The sequence below is a fragment of the Bacillus sp. bc15 genome (assembly GCF_900142585.1).
Lineage (GTDB): Bacteria > Bacillota > Bacilli > Bacillales > Bacillaceae_G > Bacillus_A > Bacillus_A cereus.
Genome location: NZ_FRBJ01000002.1, coordinates 337444 through 363877, shown reverse-complemented (window position 1 = coordinate 363877; position 26434 = coordinate 337444). Strand labels below are relative to the sequence as shown.

The following is a 26434-nucleotide window of genomic DNA, read 5'->3' as shown; positions in this document are numbered from 1 at the left end:
GCTTACAATTATGTAAGTCGCTTTTTATTAAAGAAATTGTCATATAAAATTCAAAATCACCTTATAAATAATACTTAATTAGAATTATTATTTTGACGTACTTATTATTGCTTGTTATAATTGGAAACAAACGTTCTGAAAAGGATTCTCATTTATAAAATTGAGGTGTTATATAGATGACAAAGAAAAAAATAGGTTTACTCGTAATGGCGTATGGAACACCGGAATCATTAGACGATGTAGAGGCATATTATACACATATCCGTCACGGGCGTAAGCCGTCAGAGGAAGCGCTTGAAGATTTAATTGAGCGCTATAAAGCGATTGGTGGAATTTCGCCGCTTGCAAAAATTACGAAAGAGCAGGCGCATAAATTAACAGATTCAATGAATAACATATTTACAGAGTATGAATTTACTTGTTACTTAGGTTTAAAACATACTGCGCCATTTATAGAAGATGCTGTAGAGGAAATGAAGCGAGATGGAATTGAGCAGGCGATTAGTATCGTATTAGCACCGCACTATTCTACATTTAGCATTAAAGCGTATAATAATCGTGCTATTCGTCTTTCAAAAGAAATCGGTGGTCCTGTTATTGAACCAATTGAACAATGGTATGATGAACCGAAATTTATTTCGTATTGGGCAGACCAAATAAAAGAAACGTTTACAGAAATTGATGATAAAGAGAAAGCAGTCGTAATTTTCTCAGCGCATAGTTTGCCAGAAAAGATTATTGCAGCAGGAGACCCATATGTAGAACAACTAAAGTATACAGCAGATTTAATTGCAGAAGCTGCAAATATTCAAAACTATACAATCGGTTGGCAAAGTGCTGGGAATACTCCTGATCCATGGATTGGTCCAGATGTGCAAGATTTAACGAAAGATTTATATGCAGAGCATGGGTACGAATCTTTCGTATATTGCCCAGTTGGTTTTGTAGCGGAGCATTTAGAAGTTTTATATGACAACGATTATGAATGTAAAGTTGTAACTGATGAATTAAATGCCAAATATTTTAGACCAAGTATGCCGAATGCACAATCTGTATTTATCGACTGTTTGGCTGGAATTGTTTCAAAAAAAGTGAAGGAAATAGTTGACAAAGGTTTAGTTTTGAATAATAATTAGTTTATAATAATTTTAAATAAATAATAATTACTATGAAAGAAAGAGGAGGATCCCCCTAGATGAATCCAAATAATCGCTTAACAACAAACCAAGGTGCTCCAGTTGGAGATAACCAAAATTCTCGTACAGCTGGTCGTCGTGGACCAGTATTATTAGAAGACTATCATTTAGTAGAAAAACTTGCGCACTTTGATCGTGAACGTATTCCGGAGCGTGTTGTGCATGCACGTGGTGCAGGTGCTCACGGTGTATTCGTAACGAAAAATAGTATGAAGCAATATACGAAAGCGGCATTTTTACAAAATGAAGGAACTGAAACGCCTGTATTTGTTCGTTTTTCAACGGTTATTCATGGTCAAGGTTCTCCTGAAACAGCACGTGACCCACGTGGGTTCGCTGTTAAATTTTATACAGAAGAAGGAAACTACGATATCGTAGGTAATCATTTACCGGTTTTCTTCATTCGTGATGCAATTAAATTCCCTGATATGGTACATTCTTTAAAACCAGCACCTGATACGAATATTCAAACGCCAGATCGTTACTGGGATTTCATGACGTTAACTCCAGAATCTACACACATGATGACATGGGTATTTTCTGATTACGGTACACCAGCAAGTTATCGTGAAATGGAAGGTTTCGGCGTCCATTCATTTAAATGGATTAATGAAGAAGGTAAAATTGTTTATATTAAATACCACTGGAAACCACAGCAAGGTGTACGTAACTTAAATGCGAAAGAAGTGCAAGAAGTACAAGGGAAAGACTTCAATCATGCAACTCGTGACTTGTTCGACGCAATCGAAAAAGGAAATCACCCGAAATGGGATTTACACGTACAAGTTATGCAATTAGATGAAATGGACTCTTTAGACTTTGATCCATTAGATCCAACGAAAGTATGGCCAGAAGATCGCTTCCCATTAATGGAAGTAGGGACGATGACGTTAAATCGTAATCCGAAAAATTTCTTTGCAGAAGTAGAACAAGTAGCGTTCTCTCCAAGTGCAACTGTAAATGGTATTGAGCCATCGGAAGATAAATTATTACAAGGTCGTTTATTCTCTTACCCAGATACACAGCGTTATCGTCTTGGTGCAAATTACTTACAAATTCCTGTAAACTGCCCATACGCAGCTGTTCATAATCAACAACGTGATGGTGCGATGCAAGTAAATCAAAACCCATCTACAATCAACTACGAACCGAGCCGTCATGCAGAGAATCCGGTTGAAGACAAAGCTTACCGCGATTCAACTATGAAAGTAGAAGGCTATGTATCTCGTGAAAAAATCGAGAAACCAAATGACTTTAAACAAGCAGGTGAGCGTTACCGTTCATTCTCTAAAGAAGAGCAAGATAACTTAATTGCGAACTTAACAAATGATCTAAAAGACGTAAATGAACGCACAAAATTATTAGCTGTTTGTAACTTCTTCCGTGCAGATCAAGAATACGGTATGCGCTTAGCGCAGGCGTTAAATGTTGATATTACGCAATATGTAGGAAATGCTCCGAAATAAATAGGAAAAGACGACCGGGTTTCGGTCGTCTTTTTTCTATAACGTTATGTGGGGTATTTTGCTTGTAAATTATGTCGGAATTTGTTTGTAAATCGATATGTTGTGTCGAACCGTTGATATATTGAAAGAAACAATCGATATATTTGAAAAATCGTTGATATATCCAAAAAACCGATGATATATTTACATTTATACTAGGTGGGGTATGTTGCCTAGTACGCAAAAAAGAGATGCAATCTACTATCAATAGATTGCGTCTCTTTTTTAGTTTGCTCGCTCTGCATGTTCATAAGCCTTCTCGCCGTGCATTGAAATATCAAGACCCATGTGTTCTTCATGTTCATCGACGCGAACAGGGAGGAAGAAGTTAATCGCTTTAATAATGGCATACGTCATGATGATGGTGAATGCATATGTTGCGCCAATCGCTATAAGTTGTTTAAACAGTAAAGCGGCGTTTCCGTAAAACAATCCGTTCGCACCATCCCCGTTTACGGTAGTAGTTGCAAATAGTCCTGTTGCAATACCGCCCCAAGTTCCTCCGATACCGTGGCATCCAAAGGCATCAAGTGTATCGTCATACCCGAATTTTGTTTTTAAGAAGAAAACGGCGCCAAAGCATAATATACCACCAATTGCTCCGATAAGAAGAGCGGAGAAAGGTGTAACGAACCCGCAAGCTGGTGTAATAGCGACTAGACCAGAAACAACTCCGCAAGCAGCTCCCATCGCAGTCGGTTTTGATTGGAAGAACCATTCAGAAAGCATCCAAGTTAGAGCGGAGGCAGCAGCGGCTATATTTGTATTAATAAATGCAGTTAAAGCTACGTCGTTTAAGGATAATGCGCTGCCGACGTTAAAACCGAACCAGCCAAACCATAATAAGCCTGCGCCTAACATTGTAAATGGCAAATGGTGAGGAGAAGAACCATTTATGTTTTTTCGTTTTCCAAGGAAAATAGCTAATACAAGACCAGCAACTCCGGAAGTGATGTGAACGACGTTTCCGCCAGCGAAGTCTAGTGCACCAAGTTCCCTTAGCCACCCGCCGACGCCCCATACCCAATGAGCGACAGGATTGTAAACGATCGTTGTCCATAGAAGGATAAAAATAAGAAAGGCAGAAAATCGCATTCTTTCAGCGAATGCACCTGAAATTAAAGCTGGAGTTAAAATGGCGAACATGAGTTGAAACATCATGAATAAATTGTGAGGAATAGTAGATGAGTAGTCTGGATTTGGTGCGTAGGTAACTCCGTTTAGACCGAACCAATCAAGTGTACCGATAAGCCCGTGCCAATCTGGTCCGAATGATAAAGAATAGCCGATAACAATCCATTGAATCGAAACGATAGCCATTGCGCTATAACTATGCATCGTTGTGCTGAGTACATTTTTGCTGCGAACCATACCTCCATAAAAAAGTGCCAATCCTGGTGTCATCAACATGACCATTACTGTCGTCACAAACATAAAAACTGTATCTCCCATATCCATGATCTCTCCTCCTGTAATGTTAGAAAAAATAACATCTATTTGTTATGTTTCATATCATATTCGAAATTAAACTAAAAATCAACTAAAAATTCAGAAAATTATATGCATGATGTCATAAAATCTAACATGAATTATTTTGTGAGGATTAAAATCGACATATGCGTTTCATTCGGATAATTGGTATAATATTCTTACAATTAAAAAGCTTGGGGGATGCGTGTGGGAAAAATACGGACTAGGAAACTATTCATTTGTTTTTGCTTAGCTGTTGTTTTGTTTGTACCAATACATACTTTTGCAGACGAAAAAAGAGAGTGGCGAGATGAAGTTATATACTCCATTATGATTGATCGCTTCAATAATGGAGAACCGAAAAATGACAAACAGTTAGAAGTTGGTAAATTAGAAGGGTATCAAGGAGGGGATATAAGAGGAATTATAAAAAGGTTGGATTACATAAAAGAAATGGGTTTTACTACCGTTATGCTTTCGCCACTTTTTGAAAGTGGAAAGTACGATGGATTAGACGTGCGAAATTTTAAAAAGGTAAATGAACATTTCGGGACAGACAATGATGTGAAAGAACTTGTAAAAGAAGTTCATGCAAAAGGAATGAAAGTTGTATTTCAATTTCCGCTTGGAGAAAACGAACAACAGGTAATTGACGCAATGAAATGGTGGATAAAAGAAGTTGATTTAGACGGAAGTTATGTTATACATAGTGAAAAAAAGCCGCGTTCCTTTTGGGATAACGCGCAAAAAGATATGCAAGTGATAAAGAAAGATTTTCGTATTATGACAAAGGAGGATAGCGAATACAACGAAAAAATAGTAGAATCGTTTTCTAAAGCAGATGTATCGGTGAAATCGTTATACGATGTGAGTAAAAAAGAAGGAGAATTTGTTACGTTCTTAGATAATCAAGAAACAAAAAGATATGCGCGTATTGCAAAAGAAAATATGTATTATCCGCCATCACGTTTAAAACTGGCGCTTACTTATTTGTTAACATCACCTGGAATTCCGAATTTTTATTACGGAACTGAAATTGCATTAGATGGAGGAAGTGTACCCGATAATAGACGATTAATGGATTTTAAGTCAGACGAAAAATTTATGCAGCACATAACAAAACTAGGTGAACTTAGACAGGTGAGACCGTCTTTACGACGCGGTACGTTTGAGCTACTGTATGATAAGAGCGGTATGAGCATACTAAAACGAAAATATAAAAATGAAGTAACTTTAGTAGCAATTAATAATACGAAAGAAACACAAAAAGTCTCCTTACCTGCAAGTACGATTGGTGAAAAACAAGAGTTAAGAGGATTGTTGCAGGATGAAATTATAAGAGAGGAAAACGGGAAATTTTATCTCGTTTTAAAGCGTGAAGAATCAAACGTGTATAAAGTTAACGGAGAAACAGGTGTGAATTGGTTATTTATCTCCTTAATCGTTGGGGTGAATGTATTATTTATTGCGTTTTTAATTGCAGTTAAAAGGAAGCGTAGATAAGATGAGAAGTTGCTGGCTCTATGTTCATGTCTTCTTATTGTATATGTAAGTTTGTTCGGTGGCGCGATAGTGTTTATTCTGTTGATATGAAATTTCTTAAGAGAAACGATGTGAGAATGAAAACGTCCCTAGTGAGAGGAGGGCCAGGTTAGGAAGAGGATTTTCTTCCTAACCTGTTTTTTGTGTTAGCACCGATAGGGAAGAATCTTTGAAAAATCAATAATTGCAACTATATTAATTTTACATTACATTAAAAGTTAGAGAATACTCTTATACTAATACAGTGCTAAATAGTAGGTGGGAAAATGGAGTTTTACGATTTGGGTATTACCATTAAAGAGCTTAGAATTAAAAAAAATATATCACAATCCGAATTATGTCATGGAATATGTTCGCAAAGTCAAATTAGCAAAATAGAAAAAGGTGTGATTTATCCATCTAGTATATTGTTATATCAATTATCAGAAAGACTTGGTATTGACCCAAATAATATATTTGCATTAACTCAAAACAAAAAACTAAAATATGTAGAAAATGTAAAATGCGTAATAAAAGATTGCTTAAAGCAAAAACAATACAAAGAACTTTATGAAATAGTGAAAAAAGAGAAAAACGAAAATAACTTCCAATCAACAGAAGATAAACAATTTTTAATATGGCATGAAGCGATTGCTATATTTATGGTGGATAAATCAATAAAAACTGCTTTAGATTTTTTAAATAATGCATTAAAATTAACTGTAACTAATTCAGATTTTTTATCAGAAAGAGAAATAGATATTATGCAGACAATTGCTATATTCCATGGGGAAAATAAAGAATATGAAAAAAGTATTAATATATTAAGAAGGTGTTTAACTAATTTTAATAAGTTAGATTTTCCTAGAGATAAAGAAATTAAATTGAAAATTATTTTTAATTTAGCAAAAATTTTAGGTCATGCAAATCAACATGAAGAGGCAGTAAAATACAATGATATGGGTATCAAACTAGCTATTAATCTAAATACTTTATATTTACTAGGTGAATTATACTATGGAAAAGCTTGGAATTTATTGAAACTTAAACAACCTAATGAAGAAGATGTTGCAAATAACATGAAAAAAGCATTATTTATATTTGAACTAACAGAAAAAGAAAATCTGATAAAAATGGTTAAAGAAAAATATTTTGAAAACCAAACTGAAAAAAGTCACTCATAATTCATTTGGAAATCACTTGAAATATAATAAAACCTACAGGGAAAATCCCTGTAGGTTCTAAACTTATAAACTTTCTTCTAAAATATTAGTGTTTAATATAAATTTTTGAATAAGAGTTTACTTAGTGTACTTTTTATTTTGAAGTCTGCATCTTTATTAACGATGTATGCTTCTTTTTAAATCCATCCGAATATTATTGGTTCAAGTCGGAGGAAGGTACTTTGAAGTGTCTTTTTTTTATGACCTTTATCATTAACTATTTAATGTTTTTTTAAATGATTACATGACATAGTTTTTTTGTACCAAGCTTTGTTGATACAGTTAGACTTATCCGTTAGTGAATTCGCATTATTAGAACATCCTACAGTATTTAGGGAGAATGTGGCCAATAAAAACCATAGTATTAATTTCTTCATAATAACCACTTCTAACTCTTTTTTAATTAACATTTTTTAAGTTCCTTATTAATTTTACATTACATTAAAGGTTGGGAAATATTCTTATACTCATAAATTGTTACGTTTTGGCGTGGAGAGGAATTATGAGTTACAGCGATTTTTAAGATGACTTTGGTCTAGGATGTAGTTACTAAGAAAAGTAATTCAAATCGAAGGGAAAACGTCTTAAGGTGTCTTTTCCTTATTTTCAATTTACTTAGCGATTTTTACCACACATACCCTTTTTCTATAGTTTGTTCTCGTAATATTGTCTCTACAAGACAAAAAAGAAAACTCCTCTAATTAAGAGGAGTTTTCTTTTTAGCGGTAGTTAATGAACTGTACGTCGATTGGTAAATCAGCGCTACGAACAGCTGCGATTACTGCTTGTAAGTCATCACGGCTTTTTGCTGTAACACGTACTTGATCATCTTGTACTTGTGTTTTTACTTTTAATTTCATTTCTTTAATGATATTGTTAATTTTTTTCGCGTTATCTTTATCGATACCTTGTTGAAGTGTTGCGCGTTGGCGAACAGTGTTGCCAGTTGCAGCTTCAACTTTTCCGTAATCTAAGTTCTTAATTGGAACGTTACGTTTTACAAGTTTAGAGATAAGAACGTCTTTTACTTGGTCTAATTTGAACTCGTCGTCAGAAGTTAAAACTAGTACTTCTTTTTCTAATTTAATATCACTTTTACTTCCTTTAAAGTCATATCGGTTTTGGATTTCTTTTAATGCGATATTAATTGCGTTTGTTACTTCAGGTAATTCTACTTTCGAAACGATGTCAAAAGAACTATCTTTTGCCATAGTTAGCACCTCCAAATAAATTTCTAATCTTGTTATGTACTGTACATACTAAAGTATAGCTGAAAACGAGTCTAGACTTAAGTGTTTTCGTACTTATATTCATGGAACCTCATTTTATTATAGTGAATTTTGGGCAGTTGGACAAATACAGGAAAAATCATGTTATAATTAACTTTTGTTTGGAATGATAAAAAAGATAATTTTATATATATAGAAGGGAATTAAAAAATATGTATTTGCAAATAGGATCGATTGAACAGGTAACTGTTTTACGCGAAACGGAAATCGGATATATGGTTGGGAATGAAGAAGAAGAAATTTTCCTACATAAAAACGAAGTAGCTGGAGAAATTGAAGAAGGCGATACGATTGATGTATTTTTATACCTTGATCACCAAAATCGTATTTCAGCAACAATGAAGGAACCGATTATTACAACGTATGATTGGAACTGGGTAAAGGTTGTAGAAGTTATTCCTAGTTTAGGTGTGTTTGTTGATATTGGTGTGTCAAAAGATATACTAATTCCAGCTGATGAGTTCCCAATTTATATGCCGGTATGGCCAGAAGTAGGCGACGAATTATATTGTACGTTAAAATTAACGAATCGTGATCGTTTAATTGCTCTTCCGGCAAGAGACAGTGATATGCAAGAAATTATCGTAGATGCAACGCCATCTATGCGTAATAAAAACGTAAATGGACGTGTATATCGTTCGCTTCAAGTTGGTTCATTCATACTAACTGATGAGCATTTCCGTGCTTTCTTACACCATACAGAAAGAAAAGAACAAGTCCGCATCGGTGAGCGTGTAACGGGCCGTATTATTGACGTGAAAGATGATGGTACAATTAACATGTCACTTCTTCCTCGTAAAGAAGAAGGAATGGAAGACGATGCTGCAGTAATTTATGCATATATGGAAGAACGAGGCGGAGCAATGCCGTTTTGGGATAAGAGCCATCCAGAAGATATTAAAGAACGCTTTAACATGAGTAAAGCTGCATTTAAGCGTGCACTTGGTAAGTTGATGAAAGAAGAAAAGGTTTACCAAGAAGAAGGTTGGACTTACTTTAAGAAATAAGATAGAAGATTAAAAAGCACACCCTTATCTAAAAAGATAAGGGTGTGCTTTTTTAATTTCCTTGCGGAGAAACAAGAGTAAATGTATCTTTCAAATCACTATCATTTATTTTAATATTTGCCTTTTTTAATTCCTCTTGTAACAATTTTTTGCTGAATACAGGATCAGCAGTACGTTCTTCCTCTAAGTTTTTGCGAATAGAGTTTTTTACTTCATCGTAAGGTTTTAAATCTTTTTTATCAGTTAATTTAATAACGTGATAACCGTTTGATGATTTTACGGGATTGCTAATTTGTCCAACATTTAGTTTGTAGGCAGCCGTTTCGAATTCAGGAGCCATTGTACCTGAATTGAAGTATCCAAGGTCTCCGCCTTTATCTTTTGATAGTAGATCTTGTGATTCTTGTTTTGCTAATTCTTCAAATGAAGCACCAGCATCTAGTTTACTCTTTATTTCTTTCGCTTCATTTTCGTCACTTACTAAAATGTGACTCGCTTTAATTTCTGGCTTATAGTGGTCTTTTACGTCTTTCTCTGTAATGCTTTTCTTAATCGCTTCATTCATAGCAAGTTTGAACTTAATTTGATTTTTAAAATCCTCTTCATCTTTTAAACCATTATTTTCTAATACTTTTTTGAATTGATCTCCATATTGTTTTTTTACTTTTTCTACTTCTTTATTTACCTCTTCATCAGGTACTTTATATTTTTTTGTGATGACGTCTTGTGCCATCATTTCGTATAGCATGTCTTTTCCGTAACGATCTTTCAATTGTTTTTCGAAGTCGTCCTTCGTAACAGTCGAGTCTGTTGCTGTGGCGACTGTAGCTGATCCGTTTTTTTGTCCGCAAGCAGATAGCATCAATATACTTATTAGTGCAGTAATAATGAAAATATGTTTCCCTCTCATGCCAACACCTCATCCGAATATGTTATCGCTATTGTAGAATATAGAAGTGAACATGAAGTGAATTTTTAATGTTTTTTTCCTTTAAAATGTAAAAAAGTACATCAACATAATTGTTGATGTACGATGGAATCAAAGGTGATTGGTCTTTTTAGAGTATGCACGTTTACCTTGCTGAATATTTTTTTGCTCTTGCTCATTTTTTTGTGTGCGTTTTGCATTATTATCGCGTGCTTTTTTGTCGTTATCACTCGTATGTGGCATATGTATCAACTCCATTTCTAAACGTTGTACGTTTATCATTTCCTTTTTCGTAAAGACTATGTATAGCGGTGCATTTATGAAGGGTAAAGGTGGATTCGAAATGGATTTGAAGTTGAATTATACTGAACTTATAAAGAAGTTAATCGTTGTAATCATCGCAGGTTTATTAAACGCGATTGGGATGAATTTATTTTTAACGCCAGCGAAAGTGTATGCGAGTGGCTTTGCTGGATTGTCTCAATTATTATCACAAATATTAGGTGATTTTTTATCGATTCACATATCTACGGGAGTATTGTTTAGCTTATTTAATATTCCTGTCGTTATTTTAGCGTGGAAAAAGGTTGGAAAGGCCTTCACCTTTTTTAGTTTTCTTTGTGTTATATTTATGACTTTGTTTCTAGAAATCATCCCTGTTAGAGCGGTTTCGAATGATATCATATTAAATGCGATTTTTGGCGGGATTATTTCGGCAATTGGAGTAGGGATTGCTTTAAAGTGGGGTGCTTCTACAGGTGGATTAGATATTATCGCCATGATTTTATCAAAAATAAAAGATAAGCCTGTCGGTACATACTTTTTCTTTTTTAATGCAATTATCATTATCGCTGCTGGCTATGTATATGGATGGGAAAAAGCGTTATATACGTTAGTGACTTTATATGTATCAACGAGAATTATTGATGCAATTCATACTCGTCATGTAAAGATTACAGCATTAATTGTTACGAAGAATGGGGCGGACGTAAGAAAGGCGATTCACTCGCGATTAGTAAGAGGAATTACAACGATACCAGCAACAGGTGCTTATACGAATGAAAATAAAGAAATGTTAATGATGGTTATTACCCGTTACGAGTTATACGAATTGGAGAGGATTATTAAACAAGTGGACCCAGGTGCATTTACAAATATACTGCAAACAGTTGGGGTGTTCGGATTGTTTCGGAAAGATTAAAGAGGACCGAAGTTGGTCCTCTTTTTTAATGTATATTCGTAATGTTTTGCAATTGCTCTTGCATTTCACGGAGCTGAACTTTTTCAGCAGTTGAAGAGTTTGCGTAAGCGGATTGCAAAGCATTTTTTGCTCTATATACGAGATCTTGTTGCTCAGTACCGCTTGAACAAGATACGGCATTTTCAACAGCATCTCTAGCTTGTTGGAATAGTAAGTTCCCCATTTAAACCCCTCCAAAAGAAGAGTTACTTCTTGCCTTTTCTGCCTCAGCTAATGTACCTCTGTACGGGAATCTTGCATCATGCTTCATAACAGCATCGGCTCCTTGTTGGATAAAACGCTTTGATTTGTTCTTTTTACCCATTCGAAAAACCCCCTTTATTTAGCTGAAAACAATCGACGCGATGTCTCTTGCGTCTACTTATAGTATGGACATTTGGCAGGAAACTATAAGTAGGGAATTTTTAGATTACAACCCAAGAACCTCTTCTAAATATAAAGCAATACCATCTTCTTCGTTCGTTAACGTCGTATGGTTTGCGAGTGATTTTAATTCAGGGATGGCATTCCCCATTGCGATGCCGTGACCAGCAAATTCAATCATTTCAAAATCATTATCTTCGTCACCGAAAGCGATAATTCGCTCTTGTGGAATGTTGTAATGACTAGAAATTTTTTGTAATCCAACCGCTTTATTTAATCCGCTTTTCACAATCTCAATAATCGGCCAAGGTGCGCCCCATTTTCTATGATCGATTACTTCCGCGTGCATATCCGTTAAATGTTGACGAATTGCAGTGGAATGCTCGTCATGTGCATCAATTAATAAGCAAGTTGGATGATCGTTTAAAATATTTAATAAGTCTCCCGTAAAAATCTTAGGAGAGCCGAATTCGAAAATATGTTTTTTATCTTCATCAATTTCACGAACATACACATCGTCCATTACTTCCGCGTATATATTTTTTACGCCGAAATCAAAGCAAGCTCGTACAATTTCTTGCGCTGTTGCTAGCTCAAGAGGAGAGTGATGTGTTCCCCAGCTTGAATCAAGAGGATGATGTACGTAAGCACCGTTAAAGTTTACGATAGGTGTGTTAAGAGCAAGTTCTTTATAGTAATCATAACTAGCACGGAATGGACGTCCTGTTGAAATAACAACAATATGTCCCTGTTCCTTTGCTTTTGCAATTGTATGTTTCGTTCGAGTGGAAATTATTTTGTTGTCTGTTAATAAAGTACCGTCTAAGTCTAATGCGATTAAATGTTGTTTGTTCATAATTTCACCTCTTATAATAATTTTTTTGTATCTATCTGTATTTCCGTTTTTAATATGCAGAAATAAGAGGTTAGACTCGGTGAAATCACCATAGATGGAAATTTCACTATATATCCATCTTACGTCTCAAAGTGCTGCGGTGTCTACTATTTATCGTTGGAAATTAAGAAAAGTCAACATCTTTTTAGAAAGTTCAAACAATGTTTCTTTCATTATGTACAAATTGTGAAAAGGGTTACATTGCTCGTGTGATGAGGCATATAATGAACATGTAATCTTCTCGTATATGTTTGACTCTCCTTTGAAACTAGCCTAGAGTAGGTTGGTTTCTTTTTTTTCTACAAGTAGGAAAGAAATCCCTGCTTACGCTTGTATCATTCATATATATGTACAAGGACGAGATGTAGTACTGTTTCCTAAACATGACAGAAAAACTTTCTTTTAAAATGGATATACTAATGAGGCAAAGACGTCATGGAAGGAGAATGAAAATGGGACAAAATCGCAGGTTTCGTTCTGGACAAAAAGCGCCGAATGATGGTATTTATGTAGAAATTGGTGAAACGGGAAGTATGGTGAAAAATCCGCAAATGGTACAATTAACTGCCGGTGAAAAATTTCCAGATAATACGAATCATAACCGTCAGTGGACATATAAAAGAAAACCGTAACAGAAGCCGCAATCGTTATTGCGGCTTTTTTGTCGTTACACATTATAATTTCATTTACCGTATTTTTAAAACAATATAATGAATGCTTCCTTTTTCTTTTTCCAATAATAAGTTTGAAAATACATAGGCAAAATTATTGTATAAAAAAGTAAGTTGGCGTATAATCAAATCAAAGGTCAAAGAAAGTCAAACTTTTGGAGGGCTGTAAAGATGGACTTAAATCAAATGACAACAAAAACACAAGAGGCGATTATGAGTGCCCAATCTTTAGCGGTATCTCATCATCACCAAGAGGTGGATACTGTTCATCTATTACTTGCATTATTAGAAGAGCAAGATGGATTAGCAGTACGTATATTTCAAAAAATGAATGTTGATATAGAAGCATTAAAGCAAAGCGCTGAAAGCTTAATTAAAAAGAAACCTTCTGTAACAGGGAGCGGTGCAGAGGTTGGAAAATTGTATGTAACGAGCGCTCTGCAACAATTGCTTGTAAGAGCAGGGAAAGAAGCAGAAAAACTACAGGATGATTACATTTCAGTCGAACATGTATTGCTTGCTTTTTCCGAAGAAAAAGGCGATATAAATCAATTATTTGCAAGATTGCATATTACGAAAGATAACTTATTACAGTCTTTAATGACAGTTCGGGGGAATCAAAGAGTGACTAGTCAAAATCCAGAAGTAACTTATGAAGCGTTAGAAAAATATGGCCGTGATTTAGTGGCAGAAGTGAGAGCCGGGAAAATTGATCCTGTTATCGGCCGAGATAGTGAAATTCGACGCGTTATCCGCATTCTTTCACGTAAAACGAAAAACAATCCTGTTTTAATTGGTGAGCCAGGTGTTGGTAAAACAGCAATCGTTGAAGGATTAGCACAGCGTATTGTGAAAAAGGATGTACCTGAAGGATTGAAAGATAGAACGATTTTTGCATTAGATATGAGTGCGCTCGTAGCAGGTGCGAAATTCCGTGGTGAGTTCGAAGAGCGTCTGCAAGCTGTATTAAATGAAATTAAAAAGAGTGAAGGCCGCATTTTATTATTCATTGATGAACTTCATACAATCGTTGGAGCTGGTAAAACAGAAGGTGCGATGGATGCAGGAAATATGTTAAAACCGATGCTTGCTCGTGGTGAACTGCATTGTATCGGGGCGACAACATTAGATGAATATCGTAAATATATTGAAAAAGATCCAGCACTAGAAAGACGTTTCCAACAAGTATTAGCAGAAGAACCAACTGTTGAAGATACGATTTCCATATTACGTGGATTAAAAGAACGCTTTGAAATTTATCACGGTGTAAATATTCATGACCGTGCGATTGTAGCAGCGTCAGTTTTATCAGATCGATATATTTCAGATCGCTTCTTACCGGATAAAGCGATTGACCTTGTTGATGAAGCGTGCGCAACAATTCGTACAGAAATCGATTCTATGCCGACAGAATTAGATGAAGTAACGCGTCGTATTATGCAGTTGGAAATTGAAGAAGCGGCTCTTGGAAAAGAAACGGATCGTGGTAGCCAAGAGCGTCTAAAAACATTGCAACGTGAATTATCGGATTTAAAAGAAGTTGCAAGTGGTATGAGAGCGAAATGGGAGAAAGAAAAAGAAGACATTCACAAAGTTCGTGACTTACGTGAACATTTAGAACGTCTGCGCCGTGAATTAGAGGAAGCAGAAGGTAATTACGATTTAAATAAAGCAGCCGAACTTCGTCACGGGAAAATTCCTGCAATCGAAAAAGAATTAAAAGAAGCGGAAGAAATGGGCGCGCATAATAAACAAGAAAATCGTTTATTACGTGAGGAAGTAAGTGAAGAAGAAATTGCAGATATTGTTTCACGCTGGACTGGTATTCCTGTTGCTAAACTTGTTGAAGGCGAGCGTGAGAAATTACTACGCTTAGAGCAAATCTTATCAGAGCGTGTCATCGGACAAGAGGAAGCAGTAAGCTTAGTATCAGACGCGGTTCTTCGTGCGCGCGCTGGTATTAAAGACCCGAATCGTCCAATTGGTTCCTTCATTTTCTTAGGCCCTACGGGTGTTGGTAAAACAGAACTTGCAAAAACGTTAGCGCAGTCTTTATTCGATAGTGAAGAGCAAATGATTCGTATTGACATGTCTGAGTATATGGAGAAACACGCTGTGTCACGCTTAATTGGTGCGCCTCCTGGATATGTAGGATATGAAGAGGGCGGTCAATTAACAGAAGCGGTAAGACGTAAACCGTATTCAGTTATTTTGTTAGACGAAATCGAAAAAGCACATCCAGAAGTATTCAACATTTTATTACAAATGTTAGATGATGGACGCATTACAGATTCACAAGGAAGAACAGTAGACTTTAAAAACACAGTTATTATTATGACTTCAAATATTGGATCTGCTCATTTACTAGAGGGATTAGAAGAAGATGGTTCGATCAAAGAGGAATCAAGAGACCTTGTAATGGGGCAATTAAGAGGACATTTCCGCCCTGAATTTTTAAACCGTGTTGATGAAATTATTTTATTCAAACCTCTTACAACGAATGAAATTAAAGGCATTGTTGATAAAATTGTAAAAGAACTACAAGGCCGTCTAGCTGACCGTCACATTACAGTAGAATTAACAGATGCAGCAAAAGAATTTGTTGTAGAAGCTGGTTTCGATCCAATGTACGGAGCTCGTCCATTAAAACGATACGTACAACGTCAAGTGGAAACGAAATTAGCAAGAGAATTAATTGCAGGAACAATTACAGACAATAGTCACGTAGTTGTTGATGTAGAAAATAACGAATTAGTCGTTCATGTGAAATGAAAATAAAAAAGAGTTCGGATAAAATCCGGACTCTTTTTTTAGTGTTGTTCTACTGGCTCGTTTGGAATTGCAGCTGAAATTGCGAGTACTAATACAGCAAGAACAACTGAGAAAATAGACGCTTGGTTAAAGTCGTATGTACCGCCAGTCATAGAGCCAATTACGTAGCTCATCATATGTACAAGTAAGAACGACCAAATTAATGCCCAAATGAAACGCATATTTTACACCTCTATTCGTTCAATCTGTCCTTATTGTAACACAATTGAAAAAAGAATATAGAAAAATATTTGTAGATTTTTCAACGCAAATTTGCATTCCGTTCATACATTATAAAAGAGTGGTTTTATATGTTTAGAAAATAAGGCGGGGGAAAAATGAGTATTACGGAACGTTTTTTTTACTTAGAAAAAGAACCATGTGTCATTTATTTACCGGAGAAGCCAAATGGATTTTCTGTTATGCTCCTCGGTGATTATAACTACTTTATTGAGAATGGTACAAGTTTATGGACACAACATGCGGGTAAATCTTATTTCTTACATGGTCTTATTGAGCAAGGCTACACGGTCTTTTCCTCTAATTTATACGGAAGACATTGGGGGAACGATCAATCTGTTCGTCTGGCAAAACGTTTATATGATGTTGTTTTGAGAAAAGAGACGTTAAATGCGAAGATGCACATTATGGCAGATGGTATGGGAGCGCTTGTGGCACTTGAAATGATGAACAAATATCCTGAATGTATTCGTTCTGTTGTTATGTTAAATCCGTGTTTAGATTTACCAGAATATGTGGGTTTTGAGAAAGAGCATAAGTTTTTTTACAAGAGACTCGTGAAGGAATTAAGTTTGGCGTATGATTCCAAAGAAGAAGAATTAGATTTAAAAATAAATAAGAAATCATTTACGCTTCTTCCATCTTGTGTACCTGTTAAAATTTTCGTATCAACACAAGAAAAAAGAGGAAGAAAACAGCAGTTGCGGAGATATGAGAAAATGAGGCAATTAAATCAATGTGATACTTCTGTCTTATTCCATCTGCAAGATGTGAAATATAAAATGGTTAGGCAAACGACCGATTTCTTTAAAAAATATGAAGAAGAATTGTGAAGCTCCCATATACATAAATGAGGAGCTATTTGTTTCAAAGGGAAAGGGTTGGTGGTATGGAACGCGTGCTGATAATAGGTGCACTTACGTTTGTAGGTTATCACCTTGTGAATAAAATGATCGCAGAAGAAGTAGAAGTGTATGGTCTTGATTTTGATGAATTCGATAGTATGACCAAAATTAATGAAGAGAAGTTATTGTTAATTGGGCGAAATGCGTTATTTACGTATTATTCGATAAGAGATGAAGATGGATGGAGATCGGTAGAGGAAGAGAGATTCGATACTGTCTACTTTTGCTTATATGAGCCAAATCAGCAATGTGGATTTCGGAATGAAAGAGTCATATTACAATATTTAAAGCGAATTATAAGAATGTGTGAAGAACAAAAAGTGAAGTTAAATTTAATTTCTTCTATTGAAGTAAGTAGTACAGGTGAATCCGAAAATAAGCGCCTATTTTTGAAAGTAGAAGAAGGATTGAAAAAAGGGAATTTAAAATATAGTGTATTTCGAGTTCCTACATTATATGGACCGTGGCAACCATCCTTTATGATGTATCATCAGCTCATTTTATCAGAATTAGACGAGAAAGAGTGCCGTTGTACGAGTGAGGAAAAAGGAAGTGATTTGCTTTACATTGAAGATGTATGTGAATACTTATGGGAAAATGGAACGAACGGGGCGCATCTTGGTATATACAATTTACTTAGTGGTAAACAGTCATTATGGGAAAAAGGTATGAATCTTTTACGCGCGGATGATAAAGTAAATAAAAATAATAATGAAATAAGAGATGAGGCTATTGAAGTCATTTCGATAAAAAGAAATACTCCGTTAGAATACGGTTTAAATAAGCAACTGGCACACATGAAAAAATATAAAGAGTTATACGAAGAGTAGCACGCGTGTTACACTATTGTATGTGAAAGTTTTAATGGAGAGGAAGAGTATAATATGAACGAAAAAAGCATGCAGTTTTTACAAATCGCAATGAAGCATTTACCGGAAGCGAAGGCAATTTTAGATGATAACGGAATTGCACTTGATATGGAGAAGGCACAGCCGGTGTTAGAGTTGTTAATGAAAGTTATGAACGAAGCTTATGAGCTTGGGAAAGCAGATAAAGAATAAAATCCTTCTTTTTTGATGGAGGGGAGGCTCGAATCGTGAGTAGAAGCGGTTCGGGCCTTTTTATTTGGAATGAAACACGAAAAGGTATGATTCTGTTTCTTTTAATGAAAAATAAAGTGGATAATGCGTTAGCTTTCTGTTTTATGCGAAATATATTCTAGACAAAAATACATTTATGTTTTAAAATTAGTACCAAGTCATAATAATTGATATAAAACGGAGGGCTGCGATGTGAACGTGGGCATTTTAGGGATCGGAAGATATGTGCCAGAAAAAGTAGTCACAAATCACGATTTAGAAAAAATAATGGATACATCCGATGAATGGATTCGTACGAGAACGGGAATTGCAGAAAGACGCATTGCCGATGATACAATAGATACTTCATATATGGCCGTAGAGGCTGCAAAAAAAGCACTTGAAGATGCAGGGGTTAGCGGAGAAGATATCGATCTTATTTTAGTAGCGACAGTAACACCAGATCGTGCGTTTCCAGCAGTAGCTTGTGTCATTCAAGAAGCGATTGGAGCGAAACATGCAGCTGCAATGGATGTAGGTGCAGCATGCGCTGGTTTTATGTACGGAATGATTACAGCGCAGCAATTTATTCAAACGGGGACTTATAAAAACGTATTAGTAGTTGGTAGTGATAAGCTATCTAAAATTGTAGACTGGAATGATCGAAATACAGCGGTATTATTTGGAGACGGAGCCGGTGCTATCGTAATGGGAGCAGTTTCAGAAGGAAGAGGCGTTCTATCTTTCGAATTAGGAGCAGACGGAAGCGGCGGCAAGCATCTATATCAAGACGAGTATGTTATGATGAATGGCAGAGAAGTCTTTAAATTTGCCGTTCGTCAACTTGGTGAATCTTGTCTTCGTGTTTTAGATAAAGCTGGTCTTACGAAAGAAGATGTGGATTTCTTAGTACCGCATCAAGCGAATATTCGTATTATGGAATCTGCAAGAGAGAGATTAAATTTACCACAAGAAAAAATGAGTATGACAATTGAAAAGTTTGGTAATACATCAGCTTCTTCCATTCCGATTGCAATGGTAGAGGAATTGCAAAATGGACGTATTCAAGATGGTGATTTAATTATACTTGTTGGTTTTGGCGGCGGATTAACATGGGGAGCGGTCGCTCTTCGTTGGGGTAAATAAGGACTGAGAGAAAAAAAGGAGTGTATTTTGTATGGAAAAAAAGAGGGTCGTAATTACAGGACTAGGAGCTGTTACACCGGTCGGAACAGATGTTGAAACAGCATGGGAAAACATTAAAAAGGGTGTATCTGGAATCGGGCGACTTACAAGAATTGATCCAGAACTATTTCCAGCAAAAGTAGCAGCGGAAATTAACGACTTTGAAGTCGAGAAATATATTGATAAAAAAGAAGCGCGCCGTATGGATCGCTTTACACAATATGCAGTAGCAGCAGCGAAAATGGCAGTTGCAGATGCAAAGCTTGAAATTACAGAAGAAAACGGACCTCGAATTGGTGTATGGATTGGATCTGGTATTGGTGGTATGGAAACATACGAAGAACAATTTAAGATTTTTACTGAGAAAGGCCCACGCCGCGTGAGCCCATTCTTCGTGCCGATGATGATTCCAGATATGGCAGCAGGTCAAGTATCAATCGCAACAGGAGCAAAAGGAATTAACACTTGTTCTGTAACGGCTTGTGCATCTGGTGCAAACTCAATTGGTGATGCATTTAAAGCAATTCAGCGTGGTGATGCTGATGCAATGATTACAGGTGGAGCAGAAGCGCCGCTAACAAGTATGGCATTCGCAGGATTTAGCTCAGCGAAAGCATTAACATTTAATGAAGACCCAGCAACGGCTTGCCGTCCGTTTGATAAAAACCGTAGCGGTTTCGTAATGGGTGAAGGTTCAGGTATTTTAATTCTTGAAGAATTAGAGCACGCATTAGCTCGTGGTGCTCACATTTACGCGGAAATCGCTGGTTACGGTGCAACTGGTGATGCGTTCCATATTACAATGCCTGCTCCTGGTGGTGAAGGCGGAGTGCGTGCAATGCGTCAAGCTTTAGCTGATGCAGGCCTACAGCCAGAAGATATTGATTACATTAATGCGCATGGTACAAGTACGGATGCGAATGAAAAATATGAAACGATGGCAATTAAAGAAACTTTCGGTGAGCATGCGTATAAAGTAGCAATTAGCTCAACGAAATCAATGACAGGTCACTTATTAGGAGCAGCTGGTGCTGTTGAAGCGATTTTCTCTATTAAATCAATTACAGACGGAGTAATTCCTCCAACAATTAACTATGAGACACCAGATCCAGAATGTGACTTAGATTACGTACCGAATCAAGCGAGACACCAAGAAGTAAATGCAGTATTAAGTAACTCATTAGGATTCGGTGGTCATAACGCAGTGTTAGTATTTAAATCATATAAATAATAGATAAAATAAGGAGTTTTTCCGCAAGATATTGCGAAAAAACTCCTTATTTATTTTTACGTCTTTTTCTCCTGTAGCATATACATAAGAAAAAGGAGGGATAAAGATGGGGATTGTTGAAACAGCTGAATGGCTACATTTATATTATGGACGGCCAGAGAAACTTTGTGAGAAATTTACGAAGTATATTCCGTTGCCAAAAGAAAGGTTGTATCGCTTTTTAATTTCAAAAGGGATGTATCGCCCGATCATGCGCGGGGAAAAGGAAATTAAAGAATTAGAGGAAAAGGAAATTTGGAAAGAGTTGAGCCTGGAGTATGATAAACTGAAAAATTGGTTAAAAGGTCCGGATGTCCCTGTCTTTATTTTATTATCAGATTCCTATAATCGAACTGTGCAAGAAGAGTATAACGGTAGAGCTGGATTATCTATGCGTCATGTTATTTTCTTATTCGTATGTGGACGGAATTCGGTAGAAGAATTAAAAGTGTTATTGGCGCATGAATACCATCACATATGCAGGTTACATCAAATTGAGACGAAAGAAACAGAATATACATTACTTGATACAATGATTATGGAAGGGCTAGCTGAGCAAGCAGTAACAGAAAGGTATACAGAAAAAAATAATGCACCGTGGACGGAGTATCTTTCAAAAGAAGAGGCTATTTATTATTGGAAAAATGTTGTACATGAAAGAATAAGTATAAAACGAGGAACAAGGGAACATGACATCTTATTAAATGGCTTTCACTCTTATCCGAAGATGCTTGGCTATGCGCTTGGATTTCATATTGTCAAAGATTGTGTAACTTTGGAAGGAGAAGATACACTTTCTTTATTATCTATAGATGCAAAAGAAATATTGAATAAAGCAAATACATTTCATATATAAAAAAACAGGGGCTCTATTTCCTGTTTTTTTTAGTATTAATAGAAGAAAAAATAATAATTAGAATATATTTCCTCAAGTGGAATAAAGTTAAGCAAAAATGAACATAATGATTGGTACAAACAGTAGTGAAGTGAGGGGTAGTGAATGTTATATCTACATGATGTATGGGTAAATTGGTTTGAAGGTGAAGAAAATGGGTATAACGTTTGTCATTTTTACGAATGGCGGAAAGATGATACGATTGAGCTATTAGATCAAGTGCCATTATTAAAAGTAGATGCCACATTATATCATTACATCGAGAACGAATTGTTAGAGCTTCCGCAAAAAATGCTGGAAGACGTACATCATAAGGCTTATATTCGTAAAAATCATGAACGTTTGCAGCAAGAGTATTGCTTTGTTGTTACAGATGGAAAAGGAATTATTGCGATTGACACAATTGGTTACAATGTACCAATTCGCAAAAGCAGACTTATACCACGCCAAGAGCAGATGGTATATGAGATGGTAGAAAACGTACAAGCAGAAAAGTATGAGTTCCAAGTAGAAGAAACAGAAAAAGAACATCACATTTTATCACCATCGCCTTTCATTATGAATGGCTTGACTCGTAAAGAAAGACAGCTAAAACAATTATTATTTATGGCGTTAGATCAATTACATACAACGAAAAATACAGCAGAGATTCGCTATTGGTACACAGAGTGGGATCCATCAGCATATGGAACGGTTCAACATATGGAGTTCGAGGATATTTGGGCTAGACTGTATGATGAAGCGAAAGCTGGTTGGTCTGAGAAACACGAACAATTATGCGAGCGTCTCGTAAAAGGACAGCCATTTTTTGAAAAGTTATGGGAAATGGAAAACGAGCAAAAGGTAAATTAAAAAACCGCCAATTGGCGGTTTTTTAATTTTGTAGTAACCTAGCTCCGGTAGCAAGCCCTCCGCTTTATATGAAATCCAGCTCCGGCTCCTAGCCCTTCGCTTTATATGTTACCTACGTTTTCTACTTAACCCCATTGCATTTTCTACTTTGCGTAGTTGTTTGAATGCAACACGGTTTGCTTTTTCGGCACCTTTGTCTAGAATTTCGTCTAGTTCTGGTGAGCTGATTAGTTCGTTGTATTTGTCTTGGATTGGACGAATTGCATCTACGACTACTTGCGCTAGGTCGCCTTTGAAGTCACCGTATCCTTTTCCTTCGTACATTGCTTCAATTTCTTCAACTGTTTTTCCAGAGAATGAAGAGTAGATTGTTAATAAGTTAGAGATACCAGGTTTGTTTTCTTTATCAAATTTCACAATACCTTCAGAGTCAGTAACAGCACTCTTAATTTTCTTTTCAATTGTTTTTGGCTCATCAAGCATACTGATCATTGATTTTGGATTCGGATCAGATTTGCTCATTTTTTTCGTAGGTTCTGTTAAGGACATAACGCGAGCTCCTACTTTTGGAATACGAATTTCAGGCATTGTGAAGATTTCACGGTAACGTTTGTTGAAACGCTCTGCTAGGTCACGTGTTAATTCGATATGTTGCTTTTGATCATCACCAACCGGCACGATTTCAGTATTGTATAGTAAAATATCAGCAGCCATTAGTGGTGGATACGTAAGTAATCCAGCTGGAACTGAATCTCTACCAGAAGCTTTATCTTTATATTGCGTCATACGCTCTAATTCTCCAACGTAAGCAACAGATTGCATGATCCAACCTAGTTGAGCGTGTGCTGGTACTTCTGATTGTACAAATAAAGTAGCTTTTTCAGGGTCAATGCCACATGCCACATAAAGTGCAGCAAGACTGCGGATGTTTTTACGAAGTTGTACGGGATCTTGAGGTACTGTAATCGCATGTTGGTTTACAATACAGAAATAACAGTCGTGTTCATTTTGGAGCTCTGTAAACTGCTTCATTGCTCCTAAATAGTTTCCAAGTGTAATCGTTCCACTTGGCTGAATACCAGAAAAGATAACTGACATAAGTAATTCCTCCTAAAATTGAATGCGTGATGGGGGAAGAGAAGGTAAACAAAAAAGCCCATTCATCCCAAAAACTATAGGGACGAATGGACCGCGGTACCACCCTAATTATTTCACTACTGTGAAATCTCTCTAATCCATAATAACGTTTGGATATAACGCCAAAGCCTACTACTTTCGGTTCGGTTTGGTGCTCAAAAGCCCATTCCATACTGTACAATTGCTTGTTCACACCGACCACAAGCTCTCTGAAATTGCCTCAATATGTACTCTTCTTTATCATCGCATACATATAAATTTATTTATTGTTACTTGAGCTCTTTTAATATGAAAGAACTAAAGTTTTATAACAAAATGTTTTGCTGATTATTATATCATATGGGATAGTGTTTGCAAACTACATCAAAATAGTAAAGCTAATAAGGGTCGAGAACAACCCAAGAACGATACCTGTAATACAAATTGGATATGTCCATTTGAATGAATATGTTTTATAAATACGTTCTTTCTTATCTGTAGGTTCCTCGACTTCTTCAATTAAAGAGTCAATCTTTTTGTTCGTACCAAATACTCTTTGGAATGCGTAAATGGTTACATTGAAAAAACCATTTTGAAATATGTATAAAAAACCGCCGATAAGAATAAAAAACAGTGCAATATAAAACAAGATGTTGACAAAATTCAACAAAAATTGCGATGAAATGAGGAATGCGCCAATACTAGAAGCGATTATCGCTATGAAAATTAGTATACAAGTATGAAAAAAAACTTTATTCAAAATGTTCCCCTCCGTCAAAATATTACTAGAATTATTATACTATAAAAGCTATAATATGTACTAGAATTAATTTTTTGAAAATTATACGCAATTAAAGGTCTGATTTCAAGATGATGGTATCAATGTTAACGTATCCCTTTACAAAAAAATAAAAATATAAACATTTTATTAAAAATTTTAACAAAAAAACAAAAAACTATATTCACAATTGTTATATTATATGTATAATGAAAATTGTAGAAACTTGGAGATTATTCTTTCAATTCTACTTTTTAACAAGTGAGGGTACAGGGAGTGCAATTAGGGGAGGCAACACAACATGAAGAAAAAGATACCGTTATTACTTGCATCGACTTTAACTGCAAGTATGTTGCTGGGTGCGTGTAGCTACCAAAAAGATGACGCAAAAGCAAAAGGGAAAGAAAACACTACGAGTAGTAGTAACGGAAAGCAGGTTCTTAATTTAACAGAGTTATCTGAAATTCCGTCAATGGATGCATCGCTAGCATCTGACTCTGCATCTTCTACAGCATTAAATAATACGATGGAAGGTTTATATCGTATCGGCAAAGATCAAAAGAGAGTGCCTGGAATTGCAGAAGATGTTCAAAAGCTAGATGACGGAAAGAAATACATATTTAAATTAAGAAAAGATGCAAAATGGTCTAATGGGGAGCCTGTAACAGCAAAAGACTTTGTGTATTCATGGAAAAGAGCAGTAAATCCAGATACAAAAGCGACGTATTCGTACATTATGTTTGATATTAAAAATGCAGAGAAAATTCATAAAAAAGAATTACCTGCTGACCAATTAGGTGTAAAAGCGATTGATGATTATACATTAGAAGTGGAATTAGACAATCCCGTTCCTTACTTTGTTGATTTAACAGTTTATCCGGTATTTTACCCACTAAATGAAAACTTTGTAAAAGCACAAGGTGATAAGTTTGGGTTAGAGGCAAATACAACATTATATAATGGGCCATTTGTTATGAGTGATTGGAAACATGAGCAAAGCTTCCAGTTTAAGAAGAACCCATCATATTGGGATAATAAAACGGTTAAAATCGAAGAGATTAACTTTAATATTGTAAAAAATACGTCAACTGATGTAAATTTATATGAGACAAACTCGATTGATCGTGCGGCTCTAACTTCAGAATTTGTTGATAAGTTTAGACAAAGCTCAGAATTCCACACAAGAAAAGAAGCAGGGGTTGCTTACCTAAGATTTAATCAAAGTAATCAATACTTAAGTAATAAAAACTTAAGAAAAGCAATTTCAATGTCCTTTGATCGTGATAACATTGCGAAAGTTATTTTAAATAATGGTGCGATTGGAGCTTATGGATTTGTTGGAAAAGATTTCGCTGAAGGTCCGAATAAAAAAGATTTCCGATCTGAAAATGGAAAGCTAGTTGAAACGAATCCAAAAGAAGCGAAAAAGCTTTGGGAAACAGCGAAGAAAGAGCTTGGCGCTGATAAAATCGAACTAGAATTCTTAAACTTTGATAATGAAGATGCAAAAAAGGTTGGTGAATTCTTAAAAGGTGAGATGGAAAAAAACTTACCTGGTTTATCAATTAAAATTAAACAGCAGCCATTTGCACAAAAAAATAAATTAGAAGATTCTCAGCAATATGATATTGCGTTTGGTATTTGGGGCCCAGATTTCCCAGATCCAATCTCATATTTAGATATGTTTGTTACAAATGGTTCTCAAAATAAAACAGGGTATTCTAATCAGAAATATGATGAGTTAATTCTAAAAGCTAAAACAGATACAAAAGATTTACAAGCACGCTGGAACAACCTTTTAGAAGTAGAGAAGATGTTAATTAAAGAGGATGCAGTTATCACTCCAATCTTCCAAAAAGGTTCAGCATATATAGTAAAAGATGCTGTAAAAGATATTATACCAATCAACTATGGTGGTAGATTAACTTACAAATGGGCATCTGTTGAACAAAAATAATCTTTTTTTCCATCGTT

Annotated in this window: 26 protein-coding genes and 1 other annotated feature; of the genes, 16 read left to right on the top strand and 10 right to left on the bottom strand. The window is 35.7% G+C overall.

The features are described 5' to 3' along the window. Window positions 1-176 precede the first annotated feature (176 nt). Both hemH and katB read left to right on the top strand, forming a co-directional pair. On the top strand, window positions 177-1136 hold the full coding sequence (gene hemH, locus BUA87_RS11715; protein ID WP_072939724.1) for a ferrochelatase: 960 nt from the start codon (window positions 177-179) through the stop codon (window positions 1134-1136). A 59-nt stretch (window positions 1137-1195) separates the two neighbouring features. Beyond that, window positions 1196-2662 (top strand): catalase KatB, encoded by a 1467-nt coding sequence (katB, locus tag BUA87_RS11710; RefSeq protein ID WP_001069184.1) that lies wholly within the window; start codon window positions 1196-1198, stop codon window positions 2660-2662. Window positions 2663-2926: 264 nt separating this feature from the next. On the opposite strand, the gene BUA87_RS11705 is transcribed toward katB, so the two are convergent. Beyond that, window positions 2927-4159 (bottom strand): ammonium transporter, encoded by a 1233-nt coding sequence (locus BUA87_RS11705; RefSeq protein WP_000367134.1) that lies wholly within the window; start codon window positions 4157-4159, stop codon window positions 2927-2929. 213 nt (window positions 4160-4372) lie between these two features. Here BUA87_RS11705 and BUA87_RS11695 point away from each other — a divergent pair, with 213 nt between their 5' ends. Both BUA87_RS11695 and BUA87_RS11690 read left to right on the top strand, forming a co-directional pair. Beyond that, complete coding sequence (locus BUA87_RS11695; protein WP_050457818.1) at window positions 4373-5674, top strand: alpha-amylase family glycosyl hydrolase; 1302 nt, start codon at window positions 4373-4375, stop codon at window positions 5672-5674. 305 nt (window positions 5675-5979) lie between these two features. Further along, window positions 5980-6876: a helix-turn-helix domain-containing protein gene (locus BUA87_RS11690; RefSeq protein WP_000397889.1), complete on the top strand. Its 897-nt coding sequence runs from the start codon at window positions 5980-5982 to the stop codon at window positions 6874-6876. Window positions 6877-7634: 758 nt separating this feature from the next. Here the strand turns inward: BUA87_RS11690 and BUA87_RS11680 are convergent. Then, window positions 7635-8126 (bottom strand): YajQ family cyclic di-GMP-binding protein, encoded by a 492-nt coding sequence (locus BUA87_RS11680; RefSeq protein WP_001040146.1) that lies wholly within the window; start codon window positions 8124-8126, stop codon window positions 7635-7637. A gap of 230 nt (window positions 8127-8356) precedes the next feature. Between BUA87_RS11680 and BUA87_RS11675 the strand changes: the two genes are divergently transcribed. Continuing rightward, window positions 8357-9211, top strand: coding sequence for a CvfB family protein (locus tag BUA87_RS11675; protein WP_072939721.1), 855 nt, complete (start codon window positions 8357-8359; stop codon window positions 9209-9211). Between the two features lie 52 nt (window positions 9212-9263). Here the strand turns inward: BUA87_RS11675 and prsA are convergent, their stop codons facing one another. Both prsA and BUA87_RS11665 read right to left on the bottom strand, forming a co-directional pair. After that, window positions 9264-10121, bottom strand: a complete 858-nt coding sequence (gene prsA / locus BUA87_RS11670; protein ID WP_001214222.1) for a peptidylprolyl isomerase PrsA — start codon at window positions 10119-10121, stop codon at window positions 9264-9266. A gap of 129 nt (window positions 10122-10250) precedes the next feature. Beyond that, on the bottom strand, window positions 10251-10382 hold the full coding sequence (locus BUA87_RS11665; RefSeq protein ID WP_016113760.1) for a DUF3941 domain-containing protein: 132 nt from the start codon (window positions 10380-10382) through the stop codon (window positions 10251-10253). Window positions 10383-10482: 100 nt separating this feature from the next. Between BUA87_RS11665 and BUA87_RS11660 the strand changes: the two genes are divergently transcribed. Beyond that, window positions 10483-11340, top strand: a complete 858-nt coding sequence (locus BUA87_RS11660; protein WP_000364431.1) for a YitT family protein — start codon at window positions 10483-10485, stop codon at window positions 11338-11340. Window positions 11341-11365: 25 nt separating this feature from the next. Here BUA87_RS11660 and BUA87_RS11655 read toward each other — a convergent pair whose 3' ends face one another. The 3 genes from BUA87_RS11655 to BUA87_RS11645 all read right to left on the bottom strand — a co-directional run bounded on the left by BUA87_RS11655 (window position 11366) and on the right by BUA87_RS11645 (window position 12619). Then, window positions 11366-11563 carry a DUF3813 domain-containing protein gene (locus BUA87_RS11655; protein WP_000527406.1) on the bottom strand — a complete coding sequence of 66 codons (198 nt, stop codon included), beginning with the start codon at window positions 11561-11563 and terminating at the stop codon, window positions 11366-11368. Further along, window positions 11564-11704: a hypothetical protein gene (locus BUA87_RS11650; protein ID WP_000516816.1), complete on the bottom strand. Its 141-nt coding sequence runs from the start codon at window positions 11702-11704 to the stop codon at window positions 11564-11566. It abuts the gene before it with no gap. 105 nt (window positions 11705-11809) lie between these two features. Continuing rightward, a complete protein-coding gene (locus BUA87_RS11645; protein ID WP_001041231.1) occupies window positions 11810-12619 on the bottom strand; it encodes a Cof-type HAD-IIB family hydrolase in 810 nt (269 codons plus the stop codon). A 491-nt stretch (window positions 12620-13110) separates the two neighbouring features. Here BUA87_RS11645 and BUA87_RS11640 point away from each other — a divergent pair, with 491 nt between their 5' ends. Further along, window positions 13111-13290, top strand: a complete 180-nt coding sequence (locus BUA87_RS11640) for a YjzC family protein (protein WP_000531422.1) — start codon at window positions 13111-13113, stop codon at window positions 13288-13290. Between the two features lie 210 nt (window positions 13291-13500). Further along, window positions 13501-16101, top strand: coding sequence for an ATP-dependent chaperone ClpB (clpB, locus tag BUA87_RS11635; RefSeq protein ID WP_072939718.1), 2601 nt, complete (start codon window positions 13501-13503; stop codon window positions 16099-16101). A gap of 38 nt (window positions 16102-16139) precedes the next feature. Here the strand turns inward: clpB and BUA87_RS11630 are convergent, their stop codons facing one another. Beyond that, window positions 16140-16322, bottom strand: coding sequence for a YjzD family protein (locus BUA87_RS11630; protein ID WP_001211116.1), 183 nt, complete (start codon window positions 16320-16322; stop codon window positions 16140-16142). Window positions 16323-16478: 156 nt separating this feature from the next. Here BUA87_RS11630 and BUA87_RS11625 point away from each other — a divergent pair, with 156 nt between their 5' ends. The 7 genes from BUA87_RS11625 (at window position 16479) to BUA87_RS11595 (ending at window position 22566) form a co-directional block, all read left to right on the top strand. Then, the gene (locus BUA87_RS11625; protein WP_000028690.1) at window positions 16479-17213 is read left to right on the top strand and encodes a lipase family protein; all 735 of its coding nucleotides are present in this window, start codon (window positions 16479-16481) and stop codon (window positions 17211-17213) included. 29 nt (window positions 17214-17242) lie between these two features. Then, a complete protein-coding gene (locus BUA87_RS11620) occupies window positions 17243-18115 on the top strand; it encodes an NAD-dependent epimerase/dehydratase family protein (protein WP_000487723.1) in 873 nt (290 codons plus the stop codon). Window positions 18116-18169: 54 nt separating this feature from the next. Beyond that, window positions 18170-18346, top strand: coding sequence for a ComZ family protein (locus BUA87_RS11615; RefSeq protein ID WP_001986215.1), 177 nt, complete (start codon window positions 18170-18172; stop codon window positions 18344-18346). Between the two features lie 231 nt (window positions 18347-18577). Continuing rightward, on the top strand, window positions 18578-19510 hold the full coding sequence (gene fabH / locus BUA87_RS11610; protein ID WP_001100533.1) for a beta-ketoacyl-ACP synthase III: 933 nt from the start codon (window positions 18578-18580) through the stop codon (window positions 19508-19510). Between the two features lie 31 nt (window positions 19511-19541). Then, window positions 19542-20780, top strand: coding sequence for a beta-ketoacyl-ACP synthase II (fabF, locus tag BUA87_RS11605; RefSeq protein WP_000412656.1), 1239 nt, complete (start codon window positions 19542-19544; stop codon window positions 20778-20780). Between the two features lie 106 nt (window positions 20781-20886). Next, window positions 20887-21675: a DUF2268 domain-containing putative Zn-dependent protease gene (locus BUA87_RS11600; protein WP_000513280.1), complete on the top strand. Its 789-nt coding sequence runs from the start codon at window positions 20887-20889 to the stop codon at window positions 21673-21675. 144 nt (window positions 21676-21819) lie between these two features. Then, window positions 21820-22566: a YjbA family protein gene (locus BUA87_RS11595; RefSeq protein WP_000966129.1), complete on the top strand. Its 747-nt coding sequence runs from the start codon at window positions 21820-21822 to the stop codon at window positions 22564-22566. 108 nt (window positions 22567-22674) lie between these two features. On the opposite strand, the gene trpS is transcribed toward BUA87_RS11595, so the two are convergent. Beyond that, complete coding sequence (gene trpS / locus BUA87_RS11590) at window positions 22675-23664, bottom strand: tryptophan--tRNA ligase (RefSeq protein WP_000110989.1); 990 nt, start codon at window positions 23662-23664, stop codon at window positions 22675-22677. Window positions 23665-23739: 75 nt separating this feature from the next. Beyond that, window positions 23740-23956 (bottom strand) — a binding site (T-box leader). A gap of 105 nt (window positions 23957-24061) precedes the next feature. Continuing rightward, window positions 24062-24442, bottom strand: coding sequence for a DUF3899 domain-containing protein (locus BUA87_RS11585; protein ID WP_001044985.1), 381 nt, complete (start codon window positions 24440-24442; stop codon window positions 24062-24064). Between the two features lie 319 nt (window positions 24443-24761). On the opposite strand from BUA87_RS11585, the gene BUA87_RS11575 reads away from it, so the two are divergent. Continuing rightward, on the top strand, window positions 24762-26417 hold the full coding sequence (locus tag BUA87_RS11575) for a peptide ABC transporter substrate-binding protein (protein WP_000727214.1): 1656 nt from the start codon (window positions 24762-24764) through the stop codon (window positions 26415-26417). The last annotated feature ends 17 nt before the right edge of the window (window positions 26418-26434 follow it).